This is a genomic window from Streptomyces sp. NPDC059477, from assembly GCF_042749375.1.
GTDB lineage: Bacteria > Actinomycetota > Actinomycetes > Streptomycetales > Streptomycetaceae > Streptomyces.
In genome coordinates this window covers 93335-117059 of sequence record NZ_JBHYUG010000005.1, presented here as the reverse complement: position 1 = coordinate 117059, position 23725 = coordinate 93335, and the positions used below count along the sequence as shown (strand labels likewise).

19 protein-coding genes and 1 riboswitch are annotated in these 23725 nt (G+C 71.7%); of the genes, 10 read left to right on the top strand and 9 right to left on the bottom strand.

All coding sequences use genetic code 11. The features are described 5' to 3' along the window. Positions 1-217 precede the first annotated feature (217 nt). Both ACFXAZ_RS04270 and ACFXAZ_RS04265 read left to right on the top strand, forming a co-directional pair. Positions 218-1186 carry an esterase/lipase family protein gene (locus ACFXAZ_RS04270; RefSeq protein ID WP_384584779.1) on the top strand — a complete coding sequence of 323 codons (969 nt, stop codon included), beginning with the start codon at positions 218-220 and terminating at the stop codon, positions 1184-1186. A 364-nt stretch (positions 1187-1550) separates the two neighbouring features. Continuing rightward, complete coding sequence (locus tag ACFXAZ_RS04265) at positions 1551-3278, top strand: M23 family metallopeptidase (RefSeq protein WP_384584776.1); 1728 nt, start codon at positions 1551-1553, stop codon at positions 3276-3278. 45 nt (positions 3279-3323) lie between these two features. Here the strand turns inward: ACFXAZ_RS04265 and pcrA are convergent, their stop codons facing one another. Next, entirely contained in the window at positions 3324-5864 is a 2541-nt protein-coding gene (gene pcrA, locus ACFXAZ_RS04260; RefSeq protein WP_384584773.1) for a DNA helicase PcrA, read from the bottom strand. A 481-nt stretch (positions 5865-6345) separates the two neighbouring features. Continuing rightward, a riboswitch (cyclic di-AMP (ydaO/yuaA leader) is annotated at positions 6346-6517 on the top strand. Positions 6518-6523: 6 nt separating this feature from the next. On the opposite strand from pcrA, the gene ACFXAZ_RS04255 reads away from it, so the two are divergent. Further along, positions 6524-7735, top strand: coding sequence for an NlpC/P60 family protein (locus ACFXAZ_RS04255; protein ID WP_384584770.1), 1212 nt, complete (start codon positions 6524-6526; stop codon positions 7733-7735). A gap of 113 nt (positions 7736-7848) precedes the next feature. After that, on the top strand, positions 7849-8838 hold the full coding sequence (locus tag ACFXAZ_RS04250) for a tellurite resistance/C4-dicarboxylate transporter family protein (protein WP_384584767.1): 990 nt from the start codon (positions 7849-7851) through the stop codon (positions 8836-8838). On the opposite strand, the gene ACFXAZ_RS04245 is transcribed toward ACFXAZ_RS04250, so the two are convergent. Continuing rightward, entirely contained in the window at positions 8816-9169 is a 354-nt protein-coding gene (locus ACFXAZ_RS04245; RefSeq protein ID WP_384584764.1) for a hypothetical protein, read from the bottom strand. The two genes, ACFXAZ_RS04250 and ACFXAZ_RS04245, sit on opposite strands and share 23 nt — an antisense overlap. 244 nt (positions 9170-9413) lie before the next feature. Here ACFXAZ_RS04245 and ACFXAZ_RS04240 point away from each other — a divergent pair, with 244 nt between their 5' ends. Further along, positions 9414-10439, top strand: coding sequence for an NlpC/P60 family protein (locus ACFXAZ_RS04240; protein WP_384584761.1), 1026 nt, complete (start codon positions 9414-9416; stop codon positions 10437-10439). Positions 10440-10586: 147 nt separating this feature from the next. Here the strand turns inward: ACFXAZ_RS04240 and ACFXAZ_RS04235 are convergent, their stop codons facing one another. The 3 genes from ACFXAZ_RS04235 to ACFXAZ_RS04225 form a co-directional block, all read right to left on the bottom strand. Continuing rightward, positions 10587-10787: a hypothetical protein gene (locus ACFXAZ_RS04235; protein WP_384584758.1), complete on the bottom strand. Its 201-nt coding sequence runs from the start codon at positions 10785-10787 to the stop codon at positions 10587-10589. Positions 10788-10856: 69 nt separating this feature from the next. Next, positions 10857-11600, bottom strand: coding sequence for a LuxR C-terminal-related transcriptional regulator (locus ACFXAZ_RS04230; RefSeq protein ID WP_382680445.1), 744 nt, complete (start codon positions 11598-11600; stop codon positions 10857-10859). After that, complete coding sequence (locus tag ACFXAZ_RS04225) at positions 11597-12889, bottom strand: PspC domain-containing protein (protein ID WP_384584755.1); 1293 nt, start codon at positions 12887-12889, stop codon at positions 11597-11599. Before ACFXAZ_RS04225 ends, ACFXAZ_RS04230 begins: the two co-directional genes overlap by 4 nt. Positions 12890-13917: 1028 nt before the next feature. Between ACFXAZ_RS04225 and ACFXAZ_RS04220 the strand changes: the two genes are divergently transcribed. After that, on the top strand, positions 13918-15186 hold the full coding sequence (locus ACFXAZ_RS04220) for a PspC domain-containing protein (protein ID WP_384584958.1): 1269 nt from the start codon (positions 13918-13920) through the stop codon (positions 15184-15186). Next, positions 15173-15415, top strand: coding sequence for a hypothetical protein (locus tag ACFXAZ_RS04215; RefSeq protein WP_384584752.1), 243 nt, complete (start codon positions 15173-15175; stop codon positions 15413-15415). The genes ACFXAZ_RS04220 and ACFXAZ_RS04215 overlap by 14 nt, the downstream gene beginning before the upstream one ends. Positions 15416-15430: 15 nt before the next feature. Here the strand turns inward: ACFXAZ_RS04215 and ACFXAZ_RS04210 are convergent, their stop codons facing one another. Then, the gene (locus ACFXAZ_RS04210) at positions 15431-15967 is read right to left on the bottom strand and encodes a DoxX family protein (protein ID WP_384584749.1); all 537 of its coding nucleotides are present in this window, start codon (positions 15965-15967) and stop codon (positions 15431-15433) included. Between the two features lie 472 nt (positions 15968-16439). Further along, entirely contained in the window at positions 16440-17717 is a 1278-nt protein-coding gene (locus ACFXAZ_RS04205) for a hypothetical protein (protein ID WP_384584746.1), read from the bottom strand. Positions 17718-18031: 314 nt separating this feature from the next. On the opposite strand from ACFXAZ_RS04205, the gene ACFXAZ_RS04200 reads away from it, so the two are divergent. Beyond that, positions 18032-19003 carry a DUF4429 domain-containing protein gene (locus tag ACFXAZ_RS04200; RefSeq protein WP_384584743.1) on the top strand — a complete coding sequence of 324 codons (972 nt, stop codon included), beginning with the start codon at positions 18032-18034 and terminating at the stop codon, positions 19001-19003. 47 nt (positions 19004-19050) lie between these two features. On the opposite strand, the gene ACFXAZ_RS04195 is transcribed toward ACFXAZ_RS04200, so the two are convergent. Continuing rightward, the gene (locus ACFXAZ_RS04195; RefSeq protein WP_384584740.1) at positions 19051-19845 is read right to left on the bottom strand and encodes a class II aldolase/adducin family protein; all 795 of its coding nucleotides are present in this window, start codon (positions 19843-19845) and stop codon (positions 19051-19053) included. A 285-nt stretch (positions 19846-20130) separates the two neighbouring features. On the opposite strand from ACFXAZ_RS04195, the gene ACFXAZ_RS04190 reads away from it, so the two are divergent. After that, entirely contained in the window at positions 20131-20598 is a 468-nt protein-coding gene (locus ACFXAZ_RS04190) for a pyridoxamine 5'-phosphate oxidase family protein (RefSeq protein WP_384584955.1), read from the top strand. A 40-nt stretch (positions 20599-20638) separates the two neighbouring features. On the opposite strand, the gene guaA is transcribed toward ACFXAZ_RS04190, so the two are convergent. Beyond that, on the bottom strand, positions 20639-22219 hold the full coding sequence (guaA, locus tag ACFXAZ_RS04185) for a glutamine-hydrolyzing GMP synthase (RefSeq protein ID WP_384584737.1): 1581 nt from the start codon (positions 22217-22219) through the stop codon (positions 20639-20641). A gap of 542 nt (positions 22220-22761) precedes the next feature. Between guaA and ACFXAZ_RS04180 the strand changes: the two genes are divergently transcribed. Beyond that, on the top strand, positions 22762-23049 hold the full coding sequence (locus ACFXAZ_RS04180; RefSeq protein ID WP_384584734.1) for a chorismate mutase: 288 nt from the start codon (positions 22762-22764) through the stop codon (positions 23047-23049). The last annotated feature ends 676 nt before the right edge of the window (positions 23050-23725 follow it).

The window sequence follows — 23725 nt, the reverse complement described above, 5'->3', positions numbered from 1 at the left end:
GGGGCCCCGCCCTTCCGCTGTGTCTTCCTGCCCGCTGGGGGGCCCCACCGGGCCCGGGTCCCCGCCGGGGGGGGCGCCCGCCCGGGCCCCGCGGCCGGCGGGCGGGGCGGCCCACGCACCGGCGCAGCCACGGCAGGCGCCGGCCCCTCCCGAGCGGCTGCCCACGAGGGCACGCGGGGAACAGAGACGTCCCCCGGGTGCCGACGGGAGGTCGGGCATGAAGGTCACCGGGGTCCTGTTGCCCTTTCAACCGCTGTGTCAGCGTCTGCTCCCCGGCAGCCTGACCGGACTCTCCATGACATTGCTGAAAGCGACCGCGCTGGACCTCGCGATTCTCGCGGGGCATCTCCTGCTCTATCCGTCCGGCATCATCCAGGAGCGCCGCCCCGCCACCGGCGCCACCGCCTCCATCCCTTCCCCCACCGCGCCGGAGGGCGCCAGGCGGCTACCGACCGAGGCCAAACCCCCCGTGGTGCTGCTGCACGGCTTCATCGACAACCGCTCGGTCTTCGTCCTGCTGCGCCGCTATCTGGCCCAGCACGGCAGACAGCGGGTGGTGTCGCTCAACTACTCACCCCTGACCTGCGACATCCGCACCGCCGCCGAGCTGCTCGGCCGGCACATCGAGGGGATCTGCGAACGGACGGGCAGCGACCGGGTCGACATCGTCGGGCACAGCCTCGGCGGACTGATCGCGCGCTACTACGCCCAGCGGCTCGGCGGTGACGCGCGGGTCCGCACGCTGGTCACGCTCGGCACCCCGCACTCGGGCACGCGCGTCGCGCCGCTGGCGGACGCCCACCCGATCGTGCGCCAGATGCGCCCCGGCTCGGAGGTCATCGAGGAGCTGGCCCGTCCCGCGCCGGGCTGCCGGACACGGTTCGTCAGCTTCTGGAGCGACCTGGACCACCTGATGGACCCGCTGGAGACGGCCTGCCTCGACCACCCCGACCTGCTGGCGCACAACGTGCGGGTGAGCGGCATCGGTCATCTCGCCCTGCCGGTGCACCCGGCGGTCGCGAACGGAATACGCCAGGCCCTCGACAGCCCTCCGGCCCCGGCCGAGGCCGACGCCGCCCCGACCGACACCCCCCAGCCCCGGCGGGCCTCAGGACTCACGCCCGGACGGCTCACGCCCGGCGGACCCGCCGCCGGAACAACCGCCGAGACACTCACCGTGGCCTGAGGCCGACACGCGCGGGAGCGGCGCACTGGCGCAGTGGGCCGCCCCCGAGCACGCCCCCAACGGCGATCTGACCCAGCGTGACCCCACGCATCGCCCGCGTGACCAGCGTAAAACCCCCTCAGCAGGGCGGCACAGCCGCAATACCCCGCCCGCACAGCGGATTTACAGCCTCCCCATAGGCACCAAAAACTCGAACAAACGTCGAACACAAAGCCAAGGTCATGCGCCCGGGCCGCCGAAACACGGCCGAATGCCCGTTTCCTGTGTGCGGGAAACCTGACGAAGATTGTCGCGCCCGCGTACCGCCGGGTACAGTCACCGCACTGCTCTGCCAGCCCCTGTTGTCGAGGCGAAAGAGAAGTTGGTGAACGACCGTCACCCGTCGGGGACTTTGACCACCCCGGCCCCGGCTTCCGACGCCGCCTCCGCGCACTACGCGCCGTACGGCACCCAGGAAGCCCAGTACGGCGACTCCACCACACCCCCTGGGCATCCCGCGAACGGTTTTGAGGCCGGTTTCGACACCGGCGCCCACGCGACCGCCCCGCCCACCGCCTTCGCCGCGGACCCCCTCTTCGGCTCCCTGCCGGGCGACCCGCAGGGCACCGGCGCCTACGACGCCACCCAGTGGGCCTCCGGCGCCCATCAGACCCTGAACCAGGACCCGTACGCGGCCCAGCACATGACCACGTACGACTCCGGCTCCTACGACGCGACCGCCTGGGTCGACGGGTACCAGCCGCTCTCCGCCGTGCCGCCGCAGGCCACGCCCGCCGACGGAACCGGCCACGGCGACGGCAGCGGCCAGTGGGACGCGACCGCCTGGCTCCCGCCCGAGCAGTCCAACGCCCCCACCGACGCCACCCAGCACTGGGAGTGGGGCACCCAGGCGTTCGACACCGGCGCCTACGACGCCACCCAGTGGAACTCCGGCGCCCAGGAGCAGGAACAGCGGACCGGCAGCGAGTACCAGCAGTCGGCAACCGGCGAGTACGGGCAGCGGGACAGCGGCGAGTACCAGCCACAGGACAGCGGTGAGTACGGGCAGCGGGAAAGCGCCGAGTACCAGCAGCCCGACGGCGGCGAGTACCACCACGACGATCGTCACCACGACCATCACCAGCACGACGATCACCACCGCCAAGACGAATCGTTCCACGAACAGGCGACCGCGACCTTCGACCAGGTCGCGTACGACGACGCCGCTCAGGAACACCACCAGGACCCGCACGGCCAACCCCGCGCCGCCGAGAACGAGTTGGGGTCCACCGGCGAACTCCCCGCCGTCTCCCTCCTCGACGACCAGGAGGAGGCCGCCCCGGCCCCCGGTTCCCGGGCCGCCGCCCGTACCGCCTCCCGCTCCCGCCGCCGCGCCCCCGCCAAGCGCTCGGCGCTGATGACCGTCGCGATCCCCTCGGCGTGCGTGATGGGCGTCGCCGGTATCGCCGCCGCCTCCGTCGTCACACTGTCCGACGACACCAAGGAGACCGCGGCCACCGCGGCCGACGCCCAGCCGGTGAAGCCGTCCACCGCCAACAACCAGCTCGACACCCAGCTCGCGAGCCTCAGCGCGGAGGCCGACGACTTCGCCGACCGCGCCAGCCGCACCCAGGAGCGCCTCGACCTGGCGGCCCAGCAGGAGGCCGAGAAGAAGGCCGCGGCGGAGGAAGCGGCCCGCCTGGAGCGGCTGCGCCCGAAGTTCGCCCTCCCGGTCGCCCAGTCCGGACTCAGCGCCTACTTCGGCCAGTCGGGCATCAACTGGATGTCCGTGCACAGCGGCATCGACTTCCCCGTCGCCTACGGCACCCCGGTGCTGGCCGCGACCGACGGCACCATCCGCACCCAGGTGAACGCCGCCTACGGCACGATGGTGATCCTGACGGCGATGGACGGCACGGAGACCTGGTACTGCCACCTCTCCAGCTACCAGGTGGCCTCCGGTACGACGGTCAAGGCCGGCGACCCGATCGCGTACTCCGGCGACTCCGGCAACTCGACCGGCCCGCACCTGCACTTCGAGGTACGGCCCGGTGGCGGCGCCGCCATCGACCCGCTGGCCTGGTTCCGCAGCCACGGCCTCGACCCGAGCTGATCCCCCGCCCCGCCCCCTCCCCCGTCAGACGTCTGCGGACGCCCCCTACAGCTTCTCCACCGGCGCGTACCGCAGCAGCAGCCGCTTGGGGCTGGCGTCCCCGAAGTCGATCGTCGCCTCCGCGTTCCCCCCGGTGCCCTTGACCCCGACCACCGTGCCGAGCCCGAACTGGTCGTGCGTCACCCGGTCCCCGACGGCCAGCGCGACCACCGGCTTCTCCGACGTTCTGCGCGTGGCGAAGCCGGAGGCGCCGGACGCGGCCGAACGCGAGCGGGACGAGGACAGCGAGGCCGCCACCCCCGAGGCCGGACCGGAGGAGACGGGCGAGGTCGCACCCGTGCGCTTCCAGTCGACATACGTCGGCGGGATCTCCTCCAGGAAGCGGGAGGGCGGGTTGTACGACGGCTGCCCCCAGGCACTGCGCATCGCCGAGCGGGTGAGGTAGAGCCGCTCCCGCGCGCGGGTGATGCCCACGTAGGCCAGGCGCCGCTCCTCCTCCAGTTCCTTGGTCTCGCCGAGGGCGCGCATGTGCGGGAAGACGCCGTCCTCCATGCCGGTCAGGAAGACGACCGGGAATTCGAGGCCCTTGGCGGTGTGCAGGGTCATCAGGGTGATGACCCCGGCGCCGTCCTCCTCGTCCGGGATCTGGTCGGAGTCGGCGACCAGGGCGACCTGCTCCAGGAAGTCGGAGAGCGTACCGCCCAGAGCCGGGGCCCCCGCTGTCTCCACGGCCTCCACGGCCTCCGCAGTCTGTGCGGGCTGTGCGCCCTCGCCCCGCTCCTGTTCGAACTCCAGGGCGACGGCGGCGAGTTCCTGGAGGTTCTCGATCCGGGTCTCGTCCTGCGGGTCGGTGGACGCCTGCAACTCGGCGAGGTAGCCGGTGCGTTCGAGCACGGCCTCCAGGATGGTGGCCGGTCCGGCGCCGGACTCCACGATCGTCCGGAGATCCTCCATCAGCGTGTTGAACCGCCGCACGGCGTTCGTCGACCGCGCGGCCATGCCGTACGCCTCGTCCACCCGCTTGAGCGCCTGCGGGAAGCTGATCCTCTCGCGCTGGGAGAGGGCGTCGATCATCGCCTCCGCGCGGTCGCCGATACCCCGCTTGGGGACGTTGAGGATGCGGCGCAGCGGCACCGAGTCCTCGGGGTTGGCGAGCACCCGCAGATAGGCCAGGACGTCCCGGACCTCCTTGCGCTCGTAGAAGCGGACGCCGCCGACGACCTTGTAGGGCAGTCCGACGCGGATGAAGATCTCTTCGAAGACCCGGGACTGGGCGTTCGTACGGTAGAAGACCGCGACATCGCCGACCTTGGCCTGGCCCGCGTCCGTGAGGCGGTCGATCTCGTCGGCGACGAACTGTGCCTCGTCGTGCTCGGTGTCGGCGACATAGCCGGTGATGCGCGCGCCCGCGCCCGCGTTGGTCCACAGGTTCTTGGGGCGGCGGGACTCATTGCGCTCGATGACCGCGTTGGCGGCGGTGAGGATCGTCTGGGTGGAGCGGTAGTTCTGCTCCAGCAGGATCGTCGTCGCGTCGGGGTAGTCCTCCTCGAACCGGAGGATGTTGCGGATCGTCGCGCCGCGGAAGGCGTAGATCGACTGGTCCGCGTCGCCGACGACGCACAGTTCGGCGGGGGCCGGGTCCTGGTCGCCGGGCGGGATGTCCTCGTCGTACTCACCGGTGCCGACGAGTTCGCGCACGAGCGCGTACTGGGCGTGGTTGGTGTCCTGGTACTCGTCCACCAGGACGTGCCGGAAGCGGCGGCGGTAGTGCTCGGCGACGTCGGGGAACGCGCGCAGGAGGTTGACCGTCGTCATGATCAGGTCGTCGAAGTCGAGCGCGTTCGCCTCGCGCAGGCGTGACTGGTACATCGCGTACGCCTGGGCGAGGGTCTTCTCGAAGCCTTCGGTCGCCTGTGCGGCGAAGTCCTCCTCGTCGATCAGCTCGTTCTTCAGGTTGCTGATCTTGGCGCTGAAGGACTTGGGCGGGTAGCGCTTGGGGTCGAGGTCCAGGTCACGGCAGACCAGGGCCATCAGACGTTTGGAGTCGGCCGCGTCGTAGATCGAGAACGACGACGTGAAACCGAGCTTCTTGGACTCCCGCCGCAGGATGCGCACACAGGCGCTGTGGAAGGTCATGACCCACATCGCGTTCGCGCGCGGGCCGACGAGCTGCTCGACGCGCTCCCGCATCTCACCGGCGGCCTTGTTGGTGAAGGTGATCGCGAGGATCTGGCCGGGGTGGACGCCCCGCTCGGCGAGCAGGTAGGCGATGCGGTGCGTGAGCACACGTGTCTTGCCGGAACCGGCACCGGCCACGATGAGCAGCGGGGTGCCGGAGTGGACGACGGCCGCGCGCTGGTTGTCGTTGAGCCCCTCCAGGAGCGCGGCCGGGTCGATCGCGGGCCGCGGGGCGCCGTCGCGGTAGTACGCGTCCCGGCTCGGGGGCGCGTCGAACTTCCCGCCGAACAGGTCGTCCGGAATCTCCTCCGGTGCGTGTTCGTCGTCGGGCGGTGGCGGGGGCTCCTCCGGGTGGGCCTTGGGGCCCTGGAGGTCCGCCAGGAAGCTGTCGTCAAAGAGGCTGCTCATCGCTCTCCGAGTCTAGGCCGCCCCACTGACAACCCGTGGCCGCCCCGGCCGGATACCCCGCCGCCGGGCGGCTGGACCGTGAGATCGGCGACCCCGCCGCCCCTCACCCGGCAGGTCCGGGGGGTGACGTTCGGTAACGGACGGAAAGGGCGCGAGCGCACCGCGCGGATGCCGACAGGGCACGACACGCCGGTGAAACCGGCTGGGGAGGGGGTCCATAGGGCGCGGTCATCCACGTAGGGCGCAGCCATTGCCGTACACCCCGCACATCGCACGTACGCCCCCGCGCGGACCCCCGCTCCGGACAACTCGCCATAGATCCGTCCGCTTTGGCGACACAGCGCGACGCAGCGCGGCGGCGCTACAGAAAGGTCACGAAAATGTATCGGGCATATCACCCACCAACCTTCACAGGCGGCACATGAGTTGGCTACGGTTCCGGACAGGCCGAACGACCCCCACCGGCGAACGTCGCCGGGCCGTCCCGCCTCCGCCGAGTCCGGTGCGCCTTGCGGCGGCCGGAGCCGGGGACCCACCGCGATCCGGGGTGAATCGGTCCGAACTCCCCGCGGGGAGGCGACCGTAGGGCAACCCTTCCGAAGCACTCGCCCGAACCCGACAGCTAACCCGGTAGGCGGCCCATGGAAGGAGTCGCCTCCTTGGCGTCGCACCGCAAGTCCCGCCCCTCGGGGGCGCGCGTGGCAGGCATACGCACCCCCGCCCTCGCCACGGCCGCCCTCACCTCCGTCGCCCTGCTCTCGCAGACGGCCAATGCCGCTCCCACGGACGACAGGCCGAGCCTTGAGGAGGTCGAGAAGAAGGTCGACGACCTCTACCGCCAGGCCGAGTCGGCGACGGAGAAGTACAACGCGGCCAAAGAGAAGACCACCAAGCAGCGCGAGCGCGTCGACACCCTTCTGGACGACGTGGCGCAGCGCACCCAGAAACTGAACGACGCGCGCGAGGAGCTGGGTTCCTACGCCGCCGCCCAGTACCGCACGGGGGCCGCCGCCCTCGACACGGCGACCTTCCTGCTCGCCGACTCGCCGCAGGACTACTTCGACCAGGCCCAGCTCATGGGCCGGCTCACCGAGCGGCAGAAGACCGCGGTCGACGAGTACTTCACCCAGCAGTCCGAGACGATGGAGAAGCGCCAGGAGGCCGGGGAGAGCCTGGAGACGCTCACCGAGACCCAGGACGACCTCAAGACGGCCAAGGCGACCGTCCAGCAAAAACTCACGGACGCGCGCGAGCTGCTCTCCGAGCTGACCGCGCAGGAGAAGGCCCGCCTCGCGGAGATCGAACGGAAGAAGCAGGAGGAGGCCGACCGCAAGGCCGCGGAGCTGGCCCAGCAGCAGGCGGAGGAGCAGCGCCGCCAGGAGGAGGCGGCGGAGGCGGAGGCCCAGCGGCGGGCCGAGGAGTCGACCGGCTCGACCGGTTCCACGGGCTCCAGCGGTTCCACGGGCTCCGGCGCGGAGTCCCCCTCCACCGACCCGGCGGATCCCTCGTACGCCACCAAGGCGGACAAAGCCATCGCGTTCGCTCGCACACAGGTCGGAAAGCCGTACGTCTGGGGCGCCACCGGCCCCGACTCCTACGACTGCTCCGGTCTCACCCAGGCCGCCTGGAAGGCCGCAGGCGTCGATCTCCCGCGCGTCACCTATGACCAGGTGAACTCCGGCACCACCGTCTCCCTCTCCGCCGCCCAACCCGGTGACCTGGTCTTCTTCTACGACGACGTCACCCACGTCGGCCTCTACATCGGCAACGGCATGATGATCCACGCGCCGAAGCCGGGGGCGTACGTACGCGAGGAGTCGATCTACTACGACGGTGAGTCGTCGATCCACAGTGTGGTGCGGCCCGCCTGACGGGGCTCTGCACGCCGGGCGCGCGCCGGGCGCGGCCGGAGATCCCGCGATTTTCTGTCCGCCCGCGTGCGCGCCCCGCCCCCGCCCGGCGGCGCGCTCCTTACCATCGCCCCATGTCCACGTCCGGCACCTCATCCCTCAGCGCCTGGTGGGCGCGGCGTCCGCCGGTGGCCGGGGCCGCTGTGCTGGCGACCGGCATCGTGTCCGTCGGGCTGCGGTCGGCCGGCCACGAGGTGCTGTCCGCCATCGTGCTGGTGGTGGCCGGGGTCGCGTGGCTGGTCCTGGCGGCGGACTGCGTGACGCGGCTGCTGCGGGACCGCGCGAGCGGGCCGACGGAGGCGTGGACGCCCGACGCCCTCACCGCGGTCGCCGCGACCACGGTCGTCGGCACGGGCCTGTCCGCGCAGAACTGGCAGCCTCTCGCCGAGGCCCTGCTGGCGCCGGCCGCGCTGGTGTGGCCGGTGCTGATCGTGATCGTCGTGACCCACTGGCGGGAGCGGATGCCGGGCACGGTGTTCCTGGGATGTGTCGCCACCCAGGGGCTCGCGGTGCTCGGCGCGACCCTCGCGAAAGCGGAAGGGGTCGCCTGGCTCGGACACACCGCGATGGTGCTGTTCTGGCTCGGGCTCGTCCTGTACGCGCTCGCCCTGACCCGTTTCGACATGCGCCAGGTGTGGGAGGGGGCCGGGGATCACTGGATCGCGGTCGGCGCGCTCGCCCTCTCGGCGCTCGCCGGTTCGCGGCTGATCGCCGCCAATGGCCCGGACCTCTACCTCTGGAACTCCGACGACAACGGCGTCCTGCGCACGGTGACCGGCGCCGTACTCATCCTCGCGGTGGCCGCGTACGTCGTACTGCTCGTGGCGGAGGTGGCCCGGCCCGGTACCCGGCTGCGCGCCTACGACGTACGGCGCTGGGCCACCGTCTTCGCCATGGGCACGACCGCCGCCGCGATGCTCTCGGTCGGGATCGCGATGGACATCTCCTGGCTGGCGACCCCGGCCGAGGTGCTGCTGTGGGTCGCCGTGGCGGCCTGGCTCGCGGTCGCGGCGGGGGCGGCCGGGGGCGCGTGGCGGGCGGTCAGGTCCACAGGACGGCGATGAAGATGTTCGCCGTGGTCAGCAGCCCCACCAGCCCGAAGAGGCTCTTGTCCACCTTCTCGTCGTCCCGCTTGACGTAGACGAGGCCGAGGATCACCACCAGCAGCGCCAGCTTGATGCCGATCTTGATGTTGTTGACGGTCTGGTCGTCGGCCTGGTTGAGGCCGACCAGGATGACGCCGGTGACCAGCATGGTCAGCGCGCCGTGCAGCATGGCGGGGACGAACCGCGCGGTGCCCTGCCCCATCGCCTTCATCTGGGTGAGGAAGCCACCGAGCAGCGAGGCGATGCCGATGATGTGCAGGCCGACGAAGAGGTGGATGAGTACGTCCATGGGGCGGAGCCTAGCCAGCGGCCCCGCGCCGCCCGCGCCCGGCCCCTCCCCACACTCGGTCATCCCTTCGAGCAAAGAGAACGGATCCCGGCAAAGATCACGATTCCGTACGATCACCCTCGATCCCCTCACGCCATTTCCGTACATCGCGTTACCGACCTGTCACACAGCGCCCTAGCGTCCTCCCCCAGACGACCGGCATCGACCGGCTCCGGTTCCGGTTCCGAAAGGACGTGCACTCCAGGTGGCAGCGCACCGCAAGCCTCGACATCCCTCGGCCGGCGGCGGCCGGGCCCGCAAGGCGGCCACGCTCGCCCTCGCCCTCGCGGGCGCGGCGACCGCGACGGCCTTCGACGGGACCGCCCACGCCGCGCCCGAGCTGACGCCGGCGCAGGTCAAGGCCAAGGTGGACCAGCTGTACCAGGAGGCCGAGGCGGCGACCGAGCGGTACAACGGCGCCAAGGAGCAGTCCGAGAAGGCGCAGGATCGGCTGGCGGTGCTCCAGGACGAGGCCGCGCGGAAGGAGGAACGGCTCAACTCCGAGCGGGAGGCGCTGGGGACGGTGGCCGCCGCCCAGTACCGCAGCGGGGGCCTCGATCCCGCCCTGCAACTCGTCCTCTCCGACGACCCCGACGCCTATCTCGACGGCGCCGCACTCGCCGAGCGGGCGGGCGACCGGCAGTCGGCCACCGTCACGCGGGTACGCAAGCAGCTGGGCGAGATCGAACGCCTGCGCGGCGCCGCCCGCGTCGAACTGGACTCCCTCACCACCCGCCAGGCCGAACTGAAACGCCACAGCACCACCATCACCGACAAGCTGGACACGGCCCGCGACCTGCTGACCCAGCTCACCGCGGAGGAACGCGCCCGCCTGACCGACCCCGGCGCCGCCCCCACGACCGTCACCGTGGCCGCTCCCAACGCCCGTGCCGCCGCGGCCGTCTCGTACGCCCGCCAGAAGCTGGGCAGCCCCTACGTCTGGGGCGCGACCGGCCCCGACGCCTTCGACTGCTCAGGCCTCATCCAGGCCGCCTACGGCTCCGCCGGGGTCGCCCTGCCCCGCACCACCTACGCCCAGATCGACACCGGCCAACGCGTCTCCCGCACCGAACTGCGCCCCGGCGACCTGGTCTTCTTCTACTCCGGCATCAGCCACGTCGGCCTCTACATCGGCGACGGCCAGATGATCCACGCCCCGAACCCGTCCTCCCCGGTCCGAGTGGCCCCGATCGACCAGATGCCATTCGCGGGGGCCACGCGGGTGGTGTGAGCACCGCGGCTCCCTTCGGTCAGCCACCTTGTCCTGACTGTCAGCGGCCTGCTCTTGATCGTCAGTCACCTCAGGAGATCGGTCTGCCACCGGAAGCGGCGGGCATACGGTACGGCCCCGCCCCACCGACTGGAGACCCTTCGACCCTTAGGCGACGGCCGTACCACCCGTCACCAAGCACGAGATGCGGCAGGCGACGGAGCTGCCCGCGCGGGCCGCCGGGCACACCGCCACGGGCACGGACACGGGCCGCCGGGCTGCGACCAGTCCGGCCAGGCACCGGTGGGCCTGCTCGGCGAGGAGTCCCTGGCCTCCGTCCACGTCATGCCGGCAAGACAGCCCGATCACCCTCGCCAGGATGGAGAAGCGCTGTCTACGGGCGTCGGAAGCCGACCTGACCGGCTCTCGCCCCCGGCCTCAGACCAGTCTCCGCGCCGTGGCCCACCGCGTCAGCTCATGCCGGTTGGAGAGCTGAAGCTTTCTCAGTACCGCCGACACATGGGACTCCACCGTCTTGACCGAGATGAACAGCTGCTTGGCGATCTCCTTGTACGCATAGCCCCGGGCGATCAGCCGCAGCACCTCGCGCTCGCGCTGGGTGAGCCGGTCCAGGTCCTCGTCCACCGGCGGCGCGTCCGTGGAGGCGAAGGCGTCCAGGACGAACCCGGCGAGGCGTGGCGAGAACACCGCGTCGCCCTCCTGGACCCGGAAGATGGAGTCCACCAGGTCCGTGCCCGTGATCGTCTTGGTGACATAGCCACGCGCGCCGCCACGGATCACGCCGATCACATCCTCCGCCGCGTCGGAGACCGACAGGGCGAGGAAGCGCACGGGCTGCTCCGCGTCCGCCATCAACGGGGCGCAACGGCGCAGCACTTCCACCCCGCCGCCGCCCGGCAGATGCACATCGAGCAGGACCACTTCGGGCCGCGTCGCCGTGATCACCGTGACCGCCTGGTCGACGTCCGCGGCCTCGCCGACCACTTCGACGCCGGTCTGCTCGGTCTGGCCGATCTCGGCCTGCACCCCCGTACGGAACATCCGGTGGTCGTCGACCAGGACCACGCGCACATGCCGCCCCACGGCGGGTCGGGCCGGCTCCGCCGGGTCGGCGCCTTCCGCCGCTCCCGCCATGCCGTTCGCCTCGGTCGGGTCGCTCATGACGTGTTCTCCGCCCTCTCCATCTCCAGCTCGATCTCCGTGCCGCCGCCCGGCACCGCGCGCAGCCGCGCCGTGCCGCCGTGTCTCTCCATGCGGCCGATGATCGATTCTCTGACGCCCATGCGGTCGGCGGGTATCGAGTCGAGATCGAAGCCGGGGCCCCGGTCACGGACGGAGACGAACACCGTCCGGCCCTCGACCTCCGCGTAGACCTGCACGGCACCGCCGTCGCCACCGTACTTGGCCGCGTTCACCATTGCCTCGCGCGCGGCCTGCATCTGCGCCCCTGTTCTTTCGTCGAGCGGGCAATCGCCGACGACGACCACCTCTATGGGGACACCGTGCTTGTCCTCGATCTCGGCCGCGTTGTGCCGGACCGCGTCGGCGAGGGTGTCGGGTTCCACGGCCTCGTCCTTGCCGGTGCCCTCGGGCTTGTAGAGCCAGGTGCGCAGGTCACGCTCCTGGGCGCGGGCGAGGCGGCGCACCTCGTTCGCGTTCTCCGCGTTGCGCTGGATCAGGGTCAGGGTGTGCAGCACCGAGTCATGGACATGGGCGGCGACCTCCGCGCGCTCCTGGGCGCGGATGCGCATCAGGCGCTCCTGGGAGAGGTCCTGGGTCATCCGGACCAGGTACGGGCCGGCGAGGAGCGTTATCCCCACGAGGACCGCGAGGGCGGCCTGGAGGACCGAGCCGAGGTGGGCGGCCGATCCCTGGAGGACGAAGATGGCGGTGACACCGGCCGTGACCAGCAGGACTCCGGCGACCGAACGCAGCAGGTTGAGGGTCCGCTTGCGACGGCCGACCTCGACCCAGCGGGCCCGGCGGGCGTTGTCCGCCTGGCGCCAGACGAGGGCGACACCGGCCGATACCAGCACGGTCGGCCAGAGATAGGCCGTGGCACCGCCGCCCACGTTGACATTGCCCACGAAGACCATGGCCACGACGACCATGAGGAGCAGGGCGACGATCTGGCCCTTGTCGGGCTTGCGGGCGACTATTCTGCGGCGGCCCTCCGGTGAGGTCTCGGTGGTGACGAAGGCGGGCGGGCGCTGTGTCTCGACCCCGCCGACACCGAGCGGGACGAAGAACCAGAACGACGCGTACAGCAGAGCGCCCAGTCCGTCCGCCATGAACAGGCCCACGAAGACGAGCCGCACCCAGATCACGGGCAGGCCGAGATGCCCGGCGAGCCCCCGCGCCACGCCCCCCAGCCAGCGTCCGTCACCGCTGCGGTAGAGCTTGCGCGGCGGTCGCGGTTCGATGAGTGGTGCTGCTGCGACGTCCGGCATGCCATCGATGGTCACACGGCCGCCGGAGCGGAGCATCAGGGTTGTCCCCCGAGACACCCCTGATCTTCGACGGGCCGGTCCGTCGAACGCTTCCCCCGGCCCGGCTCAGGGGTGATATCAGGGTCGGGCCAGGGTCATACCGACTGCCGTCGCGGCGGCTCGGCCGTCACCATGGACTCATGACAGATCACCGGCACGCCGCGGCCCCCGGGCCCGGCCCGAGCGCGTCCGGCGCCACCGCCCCGGCCGCCGCGGACAAGGAACCGCGCGCGCACGGGGGCACGGGCACGCACGAGCGGGCGGGCACGCGGACAAGGCTGGACGCGAGGGAGGCACTGACGACCACCGCCGGACCGGCCCCGAGCGAGCGCGGGAGCAAGGGCGGGGGCAGGACCGGGAGCAAGAGCAAAGGCATGAGCGGGGGCAGGACCGAGGGCGAGATCGGCGGGGGAGCAGTGACGACGGGCACGGGCACCACGGATCGGGCGCGGGAGCCGGGCGGGGCGGGGCAAGCGGTCGGGGCCACGGGCAGCGTCCCGCACCCCGACTCCGGCCTTGCTCCCAGGCCCGGTTCCGGTTCCGGCCCTAGCTACGGCTTCCGTCCTGACTCCGACCCCGGCCCTGGCCCCAGCTCCGGCCCCGGCGCTGGCTCCAGTTCCGGCCTCGGCGCTGGCTCCAGCTCCGGTCCCAGCTCCGGCTTCGGCTCGAACGCCAGCTCCGCCTCCGACCCCGGCCCCGGCCCCGGCCTTGGCCTCGGTTCGGGCACCGGCCTTGGTTCCGGCTCAGGCTCCGGCACTGGCACCGGACCCCGGAAGGGCACGGAATCCGGTCCCGGCGGGGGATCCAGCGCGGAATTCGGCGCCGGACCCGGTGCAGGATCCGGCGCGGGGGCCCCGCCGACCGGAGGCGGTGCCGATGGTTCCGGAGGCGGAGGCGGAGGCCATGGTGAACCCCCGGCCGGTGCCGGGGGCGGACCGGGCGCGACCCCGGGACCCGGTGATCCCGGGGCGCCGGGTGAGCCCGACGCACTGCGCAAGTTCCGCCGGGACCGGCGGCACAAGCTGGTCGCGGGGGTGTGCGCCGGACTGGGGCGGCAGTGCGACATGGATCCGGTGATCTTCCGGATCACCCTCGCCGTGCTCTCCGCGACCGGCGGCATCGGCCTGATCTTCTACGGCTTCGCCTGGCTCCTCATCCCGTACGAGGACGAGGAGGAGAACGAGATCAGGAAGCTCTTCACCGGCCGGGTCGACGGCCAGGCCCTCGCGGCCGTGCTGTTCGCGCTGGTCGGCTGCGGAGCCTTCCTGACCATGCTGAACAACAGCGGGGTGCTCACCTTCGCCGTGATCCTCTCCCTGCTCCTCGCGGGCGCCGGGTACTGGTCGCAGCGGCGCGGTGCGCCCCGCCCCGACCCGCTGGCCGCCCAGGCCGCGGCCGACGCCCCGCCGGAGCCGAAGGCACCGCCGGTCGGATCCGCGTACCCGTCGTGGTGGCGGGACCCCATCGTCAAGGACGGAGCGCATGTGGGAGGGACCGGATACCTCTGGGGGCCGCAGGATTCCCGGCAGAGGGACCTCGCGGCGGCCGTCAACATCACCCTCGGGACCACCGCCGCCGGCACCCGGCCCGACCGGGCATCGCACCCGGCCCCGCCCAAGCCGCGCGGCCCGCGCTGGATCGGCGGCTGGACCTTCCTGCTCGCGCTGGTAGCGGGCGCCCTCGGCACCCAGCTGACCTGGGAGCAGCACCCGCTCGGCAACAGCCTCCAGACCGGCCTGGCCTGCGCCATGCTGGTCTTCGGCCTGGGCATAGCCGTCAGCTCCTTCCTGGGGCGGACGGGCGCGGGCTCGGTGTTCATGGCAGTGCTCACGGCCGGTCTGCTGGCCGGAGCGGCGGCACTGCCCAAGGACGTCAGCACGGACTGGACCCGTACGACATGGCAGCCGGCCGCCGTGGCGCAGGTCGAGCGGGAGTACAACCTCGGTACCGGCCAGGGCACCCTCGACCTCTCTCAGGTGGAGGTGGCGAAGGGGCAGACGGTGACCACGCGCGCCGAGGTCGGGGTGGGCCGGCTGCGGGTGATCGTGCCCGCGGACGCGACGGTGAGAGTGAGCGTCGACGTCGGCCTCGGCGACATGCAGTTGCCAGGCGAGAAGAATCAGGACGTGGACGTGGCGCCCGGGAAGTTCCGGCAGATCACCCTGCCCCCCACGCAGGACGCGAAGAACGCCGGAACGCTGGAGTTGCATCTCCAGGTCGGTGTCGGACAGGCGGAGGTGAGCCGTGCTGCGTCATGAGTTCCAGCCCGGAAAGCTGGTGGCGGGCTTCGTGGTCATCCTGGCGGGCATCGTCTACGCCGGGGACGCGGGCGGGGCCTGGGAGACACCCTGGTTCGCGATCTTCCCATTGATCGGGTTCGGGCTGTTCCTCGCGGGTGCGGTGGGCCTGACCGGCCAATTCATACGCAGGCGCCGGGCCCTGAGGGACGACACCCGCGCGGGTGCGCCGTCCGAGGCCCGGCGCTGACCGCCGGTACTGCCGTCAGTAGTAACCCCCCGGCCCGGACCGCCGCCGGGATCGCAGGGCGGCGTCCAGGGAGAGGAAGGGCGCGCCCGCCAGGACGAGCGGGAGCCAGGCCATCAGATAGACGAGGTCATTGCCGTAGTAGTACGGGTCGGCTGCCCAGCTGACGGTCAGCCAGAGGCTGAGCGAGATCAGGGCACCGCCGAGCGCGGCGATCCGGGCGAAGAGCCCGATCAAGGTGCCGATACCGACGGCCAGTTCACCGAAGGCGATGGCGTAGCCGAAACCGGCCGGGTTGTTCAGGGCAATGTCGACCAGGGCCGGGATCGCCGAGGAGTCACGGACGGCGCGCATCAGGTCGCCGATGGAACCGGCGCCGGAGTCCTTCAGGAACGCGCTGTCGGTGAGCTTGTCCAGGCCCGCGTAGATGAAGGTGACGCCCAGGAACACCCGGAGCGGCAGCAGCGCGTACCGGCCGGCGTTGTCCCGCCAGTCCCCCCGGCCACCGCCGTCGGCATAGGGGGAGCGCGTATCCGTCCGATAACCGTGAGTCATCGCTGTCAGCCACCTCTCACCGCGCCGAGACCCCTCGAATGACCATACGTACGAAAGGAGGGACCCGCTCAATGTCGTTGGCACAGTTTTTCGGGCTGAGGGCCTTCCGCGCCAGAGGGCGGGGGCGGGAGGGGGATGTGGCCGGGCGGGGCTTTTGGGGCGCGGCCGGGGGGAGGTTCGGGGCTGCTGCCCGGTGGGGCTTCCGGGCTGCCGGCCGGTGGAGTGTAGGGGCCGCTGCTCGGTCGAGTGTCCGGGGTCCGACGCGGTGGAGTGCCCGGGGCGCGGCGCGGTGGAGTGCCCGGGGTGCGGTTCGGCAGAGCCTCAAGGTCGTTGCCCGGTGGGGCTTCCGGCGTCCGGCGTCGTGGAGTCCGCGGGGTCCGTTGTCGTGGAGCCCGCGGGGTGCTGGTCGGTGGGCTGGTCGCGGGGGTGGCGACCCGGCCGGGCCGGGGCGGGCGGCTGGGTCCGGGGCCGGTCAGTCCATGACGTCGATCTCGTATCGGTCGGTCTCCACGCCCGCCGCGGTCACGACCTGGACGGTGGCACGACCGGGTTCCACCTCGACGGGGACGGGGACGGTGAGGAGGGTGTCGGAGGGGTTGCTGAAGCCGCCGGGGACGGGGATCAGGGGCACATGGACATGGACGGTGCCGATGCGGACGACCATACGGGCGAGGCGGTCGGCGGTCTGGGCGCCGGGCGGGACGAATCCGGCGCCGCGGATCTCGATGTCGTCGCCGGTACGGATGGGGGCGTCCAGGTCACCTGCCTCGCGGGCGCGGACGACGGAGAGGATCACGGGACGGCCGCCGTCGGCGTACTTACCGGCGAGGTATGTGGCGGCGGAGATCAGTACGACGACGGCCAGGCCCCAGGGCAGGTCCGGGAGTTGGTCGGGGCGGCGGGCCAGCCGGACGGCGGCGAACAGCAGGGCGACGGCGCTGATGAGGACGTACTGGATGTCGGCGAAGGTGCCCCGGCCGGAGTCGTCCGTGAGCAGGTCGGCGGCGCGGGGGCGGTCGGCGCGGACCTTCTGGAGCCGCTGGCCGAGGACACGCACGCCGACGATCCGGCGTACGAGTACGGCGATCGCGCTGACCACCGCGAGGACGGTGACGGCACCTGCGCCACGGGCCAGGTCGAGGCCGGAGATCAGGGCGTCCCGTTCGCGCGGGGTGGAGGCGGCGGCCAGCCGGCCCGCGAGGACCAGGACGGCGTACGCGATGAACAGCACCCAGGCGGCGGCCACCGCGCGGGAGGTGGAGAGCCGGTTGTCCTCACCGATGACGGGGGCCAGCGCGCCGCCCCGGGAGCGGTGGTACCAGGAGGCGGCGGTGAGGGCGGCGGCCACGAGGAGCGCGGCGAGCAGTGCGGCGGTGCGGGCGGCGGTCCAGCCGGAGCCGATGGCGGTGAGGGCCTGGACGAGAAGGAGGACGACGACGGCGGCCCATACGGTGGCGGCGGTACGGGTCCACAGGCGGGTCAGCCAGGCGTCGCCCTCCGCGCGGCTGCGTTCGGCGACGTGTTCGGCGGACTGGGTGAGGGCCTCGGAGATCCATTGGCGAGAGGCCGAGGCCGAGTGGGCGACGGCGGCCGGAAGGCCCTTCCCGGCGGCGAACTCGTCGCGGTGGCGGAGGAATTCGGCGACCGCGTTGCGATGTCCCGCCCGTACGCCGTGCGGGCAGTCCCCGCAGGTACAGCCGCCCCCGTGCCCGCCCGTCCGGGCGCCCGCCCCCGCCTCCTGCACCGCCACGCCCGACGACCGCCTTCCCCATGACCCGAACAACCCGAACAACCTGAATGACACGCATGACCTGAGGCGACATGACGCCCTGCGGCTCGACCCGCCGCGACATGACCCGCTGCGACCGGGCGGCGGTGTCCGGCCGCCCGGCCGACCGGTGATCCGGCCCCCCTCCGGGCCTCCGGCACCGCCACGCAACTCCCGTGTGATGACAGCGAATTGTGCCCTACCGGGACCGATGCCCGCCCGGCAGGTCCACGGACCGGGCGGGGACGGGGGTGAAACGCGGTTCGCCTTGTTGACCCGGCTGCGAGAATTTCCGTATGGCCGAGATCATCCAGCGGGACGGGACCTGGGCCTTCGACGGCACGACGGTCCGGATCACGCCGGGGCTGCACCGGTCCGTGCCGCTGTTCCGGCACACGTACGGGGAGATCACCGTGCCGCTGGAGGCGGTCGCGGGGGTGGTCCACGAGCCGGAGCGCAGACGGGGCAGGCTGCGGTTACGGCTGCGCGAGGGGGCGGACCCGCTGCTCCAGGCGACCGGCGGGCGGCTGCCGGACGCGGCGGATCCGTACCGGCTGGCGGTGGACCCGGACCGGACCGGGGTCGCGGAGTATGTGGCGGAGGAGATCCGGCAGGCGCTGCTGCTGGACCAGATCCCCAAGGAGCCGACGGGGGCGTATCTGCTGCCGGGGCCGCCGGTGCCGGTGTCGGTGCGGTCGAGCGACGGGACGGTGTCGTTCGACGGGACGCGGGTCAGGATCGACTGGAGCGAGACCTCGGACCGGGTGAAACGGGCGACCGGGCCACGGATCATCGACGTGACGGACCTGACGCAGGTGGAGTGGCTGCCCAACTCGGGGCACGAGGACGGGTTTCTGCGGTTCGTGACGCGGGAGGCGGTGTTCTCGAAGCTGCCGCCGGAGAAAGATCCGTACGCACTGGATCTGTGGGGCAGTGTGCGGCGGGATCTGCTGACCGCGCTGGTGGCGACGGCGGTGACGGCGCGGCTGCCGCACCCGTCGACGGCCCGGGAGGGTGCGGGCGCCGTGGACCACCTGGTGCTGCCCCCGCCGGCCTCGGTCTCGGCTTCGACCTCACCCCTCACCGGCGCACCCATCCCCACCCCCACCGTGGCGCCGGCGGTGGGCGGGGCGGAGGGGCGGTATCGGGACGATCATCACGATGTACTGCTGCGGCGGTTGCGGGAGTTGGGTGAGTTGTACCGGGACGGGGTGCTCACGGAGGAGGAATTCGCGATGACGAAGGCGGTGGTGCTGCGGGACTTCTAGGCGAGGGGGCGTCAGTTCGGCGGGGCGTCAGCTCGCAGGCGCGTCAGTCAGCTCAGCAGGTCGGGTTCGCTGCGGCTGATCTCCTGCCAGAGGGGCTGGTAGTTGATCCAGGCCACGAGATCGCCGCCGAGTTGTTCCCGGGTGGCGGTGGCGAGTTTGTGGTCGATCAGGACGGGGCGGCCTGCGGCACGGGCGGTGAGCTGGACCTGGCAGGAGCGTTCCATGGACAGGAACCACCAGGCGGCGGCGTCGACCGAGTCGCCGACGGCGAGCAGTCCGTGGTTGCGCAGGACAAGGGCCTTGCGCGAGCCGAGGGCATCGGCGATCCGGCGGCCCTCGTCGCTGTCGGCGGTGACACCGCTGTAGCCGGCGTACAGGGCGTGGTCCTCGTAGAAGGCGCAGCTCTCCTGGGTGATCGGGTCGAGGAGGTCGCCGAGGGCGGCGAGGGCGCGGCCGTGCACGGAGTGGCAGTGGGCGACGGCGACGACATCGGGGCGGGCGGCGTGGACCTGGGCGTGGACGGTGAAGGCGGCCTGGTTGACGTGGTAGCCGCCCTGGATGACCTGCCCGTCCTGGTTGGCGAGGACCAGATCGCTGACCGTGACATGACGGAAGGGCATGCCGAAGGGGTTGACCCAGAAGCAGTCGGAGAACTCCGGATCGCGGGCGGTGATGTGGCCGGAGACCCCGTCCTCGAAGCCCTTGCGGCCGAAGATCCGCAGAGCGCCGGCGAGCCGTTCTTTGCGGTGCCGGCGCTCGTCCTCCAGGGATTCGTGCATCGGCGGCATCGCGAAGCGCAGCCGGTCGGTGGGCAGGGGTGGGGGCGGAGTGGGGCCGAGCATGGATCCTCCGGCACTGGGCTGCTTTACGGGCGGGAAGTTACCGTCGGGCTGGCGAAGATGACAGAGCTGCGCCCGAAAGAGGACGCCTCTGGCCGATACCGGACAGTGGATGTCGGGATTCGCGGCCAGACTCGTCATATGAGACGTGCGAGTGACGACAGGACCGAGTCGGGTGCCGGGGCGGATGGTGCCCGTGGGGATGTCACCGGCACGGACAGCATCCATGGGGACGGCACCAGCGAGCGCCACCTGCGGGACGGCACCGGTGCCGGTGGGGTGGGCGGTGTGAGCTGGGGTGGGTTCGTGGCGGTGGAGCCCGTGCTGGCGAGGACCGTGGAGGAGCGGTTCGGGGCGTTCACGCATCACGTGCTGGCGACGCTGCGCAAGGACGGCGCGCCGCGTACGACGGGGCTGGAGGTGCGTTTCCTCGGCGGTGAGCTGTGGCTGGGGATGATGCCGGGGTCGGTGAAGGCGCTCGATCTGCGGCGGGACGCGCGGTTCGCGTTGCAGGCGAATCCGGGTGAGGGGCAGTCGATGGGCGGGGGTGATGTGCGGATCGCCGGGCGGGCGGTGGAGGTGACGGATCCGGCGCGGAAGGCGGCGTACAGCGAAGAGGTGAAACCGCCGGAGCCGTTCCACCTCTTCCGCACCGAGTTGACGGAGGTCGTACGGACGACCGTCGAGGACGAGAAATACCTGGTCGTGCAGGTGTGGCAGCCCGGAGCGCCGGTGCGGACGCTCAAGCGGACCTGAAGGGCGGCCGGGGGGAGGTCATGGGGAGGTCATGGGGAGGTCACTCCCACTCGATGGTGCCCGGGGGCTTGGAGGTGATGTCGAGGACGACGCGGTTGACGTCGCTGACCTCGTTGGTGATGCGGGTCGAGATCTTCGCGAGGACGTCGTACGGCAGCCGGGACCAGTCGGCGGTCATGGCGTCCTCGGAGGAGACCGGGCGCAGCACGATGGGGTGGCCGTAGGTGCGGCCGTCGCCCTGGACGCCGACGCTGCGGACATCGGCGAGCAGCACCACCGGGCACTGCCAGATGTCGCGGTCGAGGCCGGCCGCGGTCAGTTCCTCGCGGGCGATGGCGTCGGCCTCGCGGAGCAGGTCGAGGCGGTCCTTGGTGACCTCGCCGACGATCCGGATGCCGAGGCCGGGGCCGGGGAAGGGCTGGCGCTGGACGATCTCGTCGGGCAGGCCCAGCTCCTGGCCGACCATGCGGACCTCGTCCTTGAAGAGCTTGCGCAGCGGTTCGATGAGCTGGAATTCGAGGTCTTCGGGGAGGCCGCCGACGTTGTGGTGGGACTTGATGTTGGCGGTGCCGGTGCCGCCGCCGGACTCCACGACGTCGGGGTAGAGGGTGCCCTGGACGAGGAACTCCACGGCCGGGCCCGCGTCGGCGATGATCTCGGCCTGGGCCTGCTCGAAGACGCGGATGAACTCCCGCCCGATGATCTTCCGCTTCTCCTCGGGGTCGGAGACGCCCTTCAGGGCGGTCAGGAAGCGCTCCTCGGCGTCGACGACCTTGAGCTGCACGCCGGTCGCGGCGACGAAGTCCTTCTCGACCTGCTCGGTCTCGCCCTTGCGCATCAGGCCGTGGTCGACGTAGACGCAGGTCAGCTGGGAGCCGATGGCGCGCTGGACGAGGGCGGCGGCGACGGCGGAGTCCACGCCGCCGGACAGGCCGCAGATGGCGCGCTTGTCGCCGACCTGTTCGCGGATCGCGGTGACCTGCTCGTCGATGACGCTGCCGGTGGTCCAGGTGGGGGTGAGGCCGGCGCCGCGGTAGAGGAAGTGCTCCAGGACCTGCTGGCCGTGCGTGGAGTGCATGACCTCGGGGTGGTACTGGACGCCGTAGAGCTTCTTCTCGTCGTTCTCGAAGGCGGCGACCGGGACGACGTCCGTGGACGCGGTGACGGTGAAGCCCTCGGGGGCGGCGGAGCAGGCGTCGCCGTGCGACATCCAGACCGGCTGCTCGGCGGGGGTGCCCTCGAAGAGGGTGGAGGACGACTTCGATACGTGCAGCGGCGTACGGCCGTACTCACGGGCACCGGTGTTGTCGACCGTGCCGCCGAGGGTCTGGGCCATCAGCTGGAAGCCGTAGCACATGCCGAAGACGGGGACGCCGGCCTCGAAGAGGGCGCGGTCCAGGCGGGGGGCCTCGTCGGCGTAGACCGAGGAGGGACCGCCGGAGAGGATGATCGCCGCCGGGTTCTTGGCGAGCATCTCGGCGACCGGCGTGGTGCTCGGCACGATCTCGCTGTAGACCCGGGCCTCGCGGACGCGGCGGGCGATGAGCTGGGCGTACTGCGCGCCGAAGTCGACGACCAGGACGGTGTCGGGGGCGGGGGCAGCGGGGGTCGCTGATGACACGGGGTGCCTTCCGGCGGTGGGGCGGGGTGTGTGGGTACCGAGTCTAACGGGGGGCGGGGTGGGGTTACGGGGGTGGCGGCTCGGGTCTGCCGCCCGGTGCGGGTCGGCGTTACGGGGGTGGCGGCTCGGGTCTGCCGCCGGTTGCGGGTCGGACGGTCGCCGCCGTACCTGGGGGCTACGCCCCCAGCCCCCCAGACCTACGCCCACCCAGCCACCCGTCTCGGTCGGACAGAGAGGTGCCACCCCGGCCAAGCCCCTCCCGGCCAAACAGCCACCTCCACCCCCCTACCCCCACCCCCTCCCCCGACCGTCCGGCACCCCCATGCCATACTCACCCCATGCGCAAGCACCCGACCTTCCTGTTTACCTATGGCGACCGGCCCGCCGGCTGCCATGGTCGTGCTGCTTGAGCTACTGACAAGCGACTTCCCAGGCGCCCCGGGCCGACAAGGTCCGGGGCGCCTGGCGTTTCCGGGGCCTGTCCGTACCGGGGTCGAGACATCCGACACCACTCCCCCTCCCCATCCCCAGGAGACCCCGCCATGACCACCACCCCCGCGGAGAAGACCGGCGCGCACACCGACGCCGCCGCCGATGTCATCACCGGCGCCCGTGAACGTATCGACGCGCTCGACGACCGGATCATCGGCCTGATCCAGGAACGGATGGCCGTCTCGGCCGTGATCCAGGACGCCCGGATCACCTCCGGCGGACGCCGGGTGAACCTCTCCCGGGAGATGGAGATCCTCGGCCACTACCGCGAGGCCCTGGGCAAGCCCGGCACCCCCCTCGCCATGACGCTGCTCGAACTGTGCCGCGGCAAGATCTGAGAATCGGCGTTCCGTGTACGTACGTACGCATGCCCTCTCACCCGTACGGCGCGTGACCGCCCCGCGAGACCCTTCGTTGGTACCGATGTCCGTGTCAGCCAGGTGCGGGCCCGAAAGAACCACGCGTGGCTCGCTGGAGCGATGAGACGTACGGATCGTGCCGTACGTCGTGGGACCTCGCTCCAGGGTCGTGTCCGGACGGCCGGGGACAGCAGCCCGGTCACCCAAGAGAACGGCCGGCTCCGGGGACGCCCGGGGCCGGCCGGCGGAATCCGTCCAGGTCCAGGGCGAAGGTCTCCCCCGCAACGCTCGTCCGTACAGCGGACAGCCAATCAGACAGACAGCCGCCGCCCTGCCCCGCGGCGGCGAACATCGTCGGCATCACACCCGCCGTCCCCATCCGCCCCATCCTCCCCACACCCTCACCACAACCCCGCCCGTTGTCGGACCACCCGCGCACCCCCGATGCGCCGGAGCGCCGACCCAGGCGCACACAGCCAGCGGCGCAACCCCCCGGCGCCGCTCCCCGGCACCGGCGCCGCCCTGACGCCGGTGCTGACGAAGAAGGGCCCCGCGGCCGACCCCCGCGGGGCCCTTCCACATGCCCCCTCCAAGTGACCCAGGTCACATAAGATTTTTGTGAGCGAAGGGCAACCCTTCACAGGCTTCACTGATC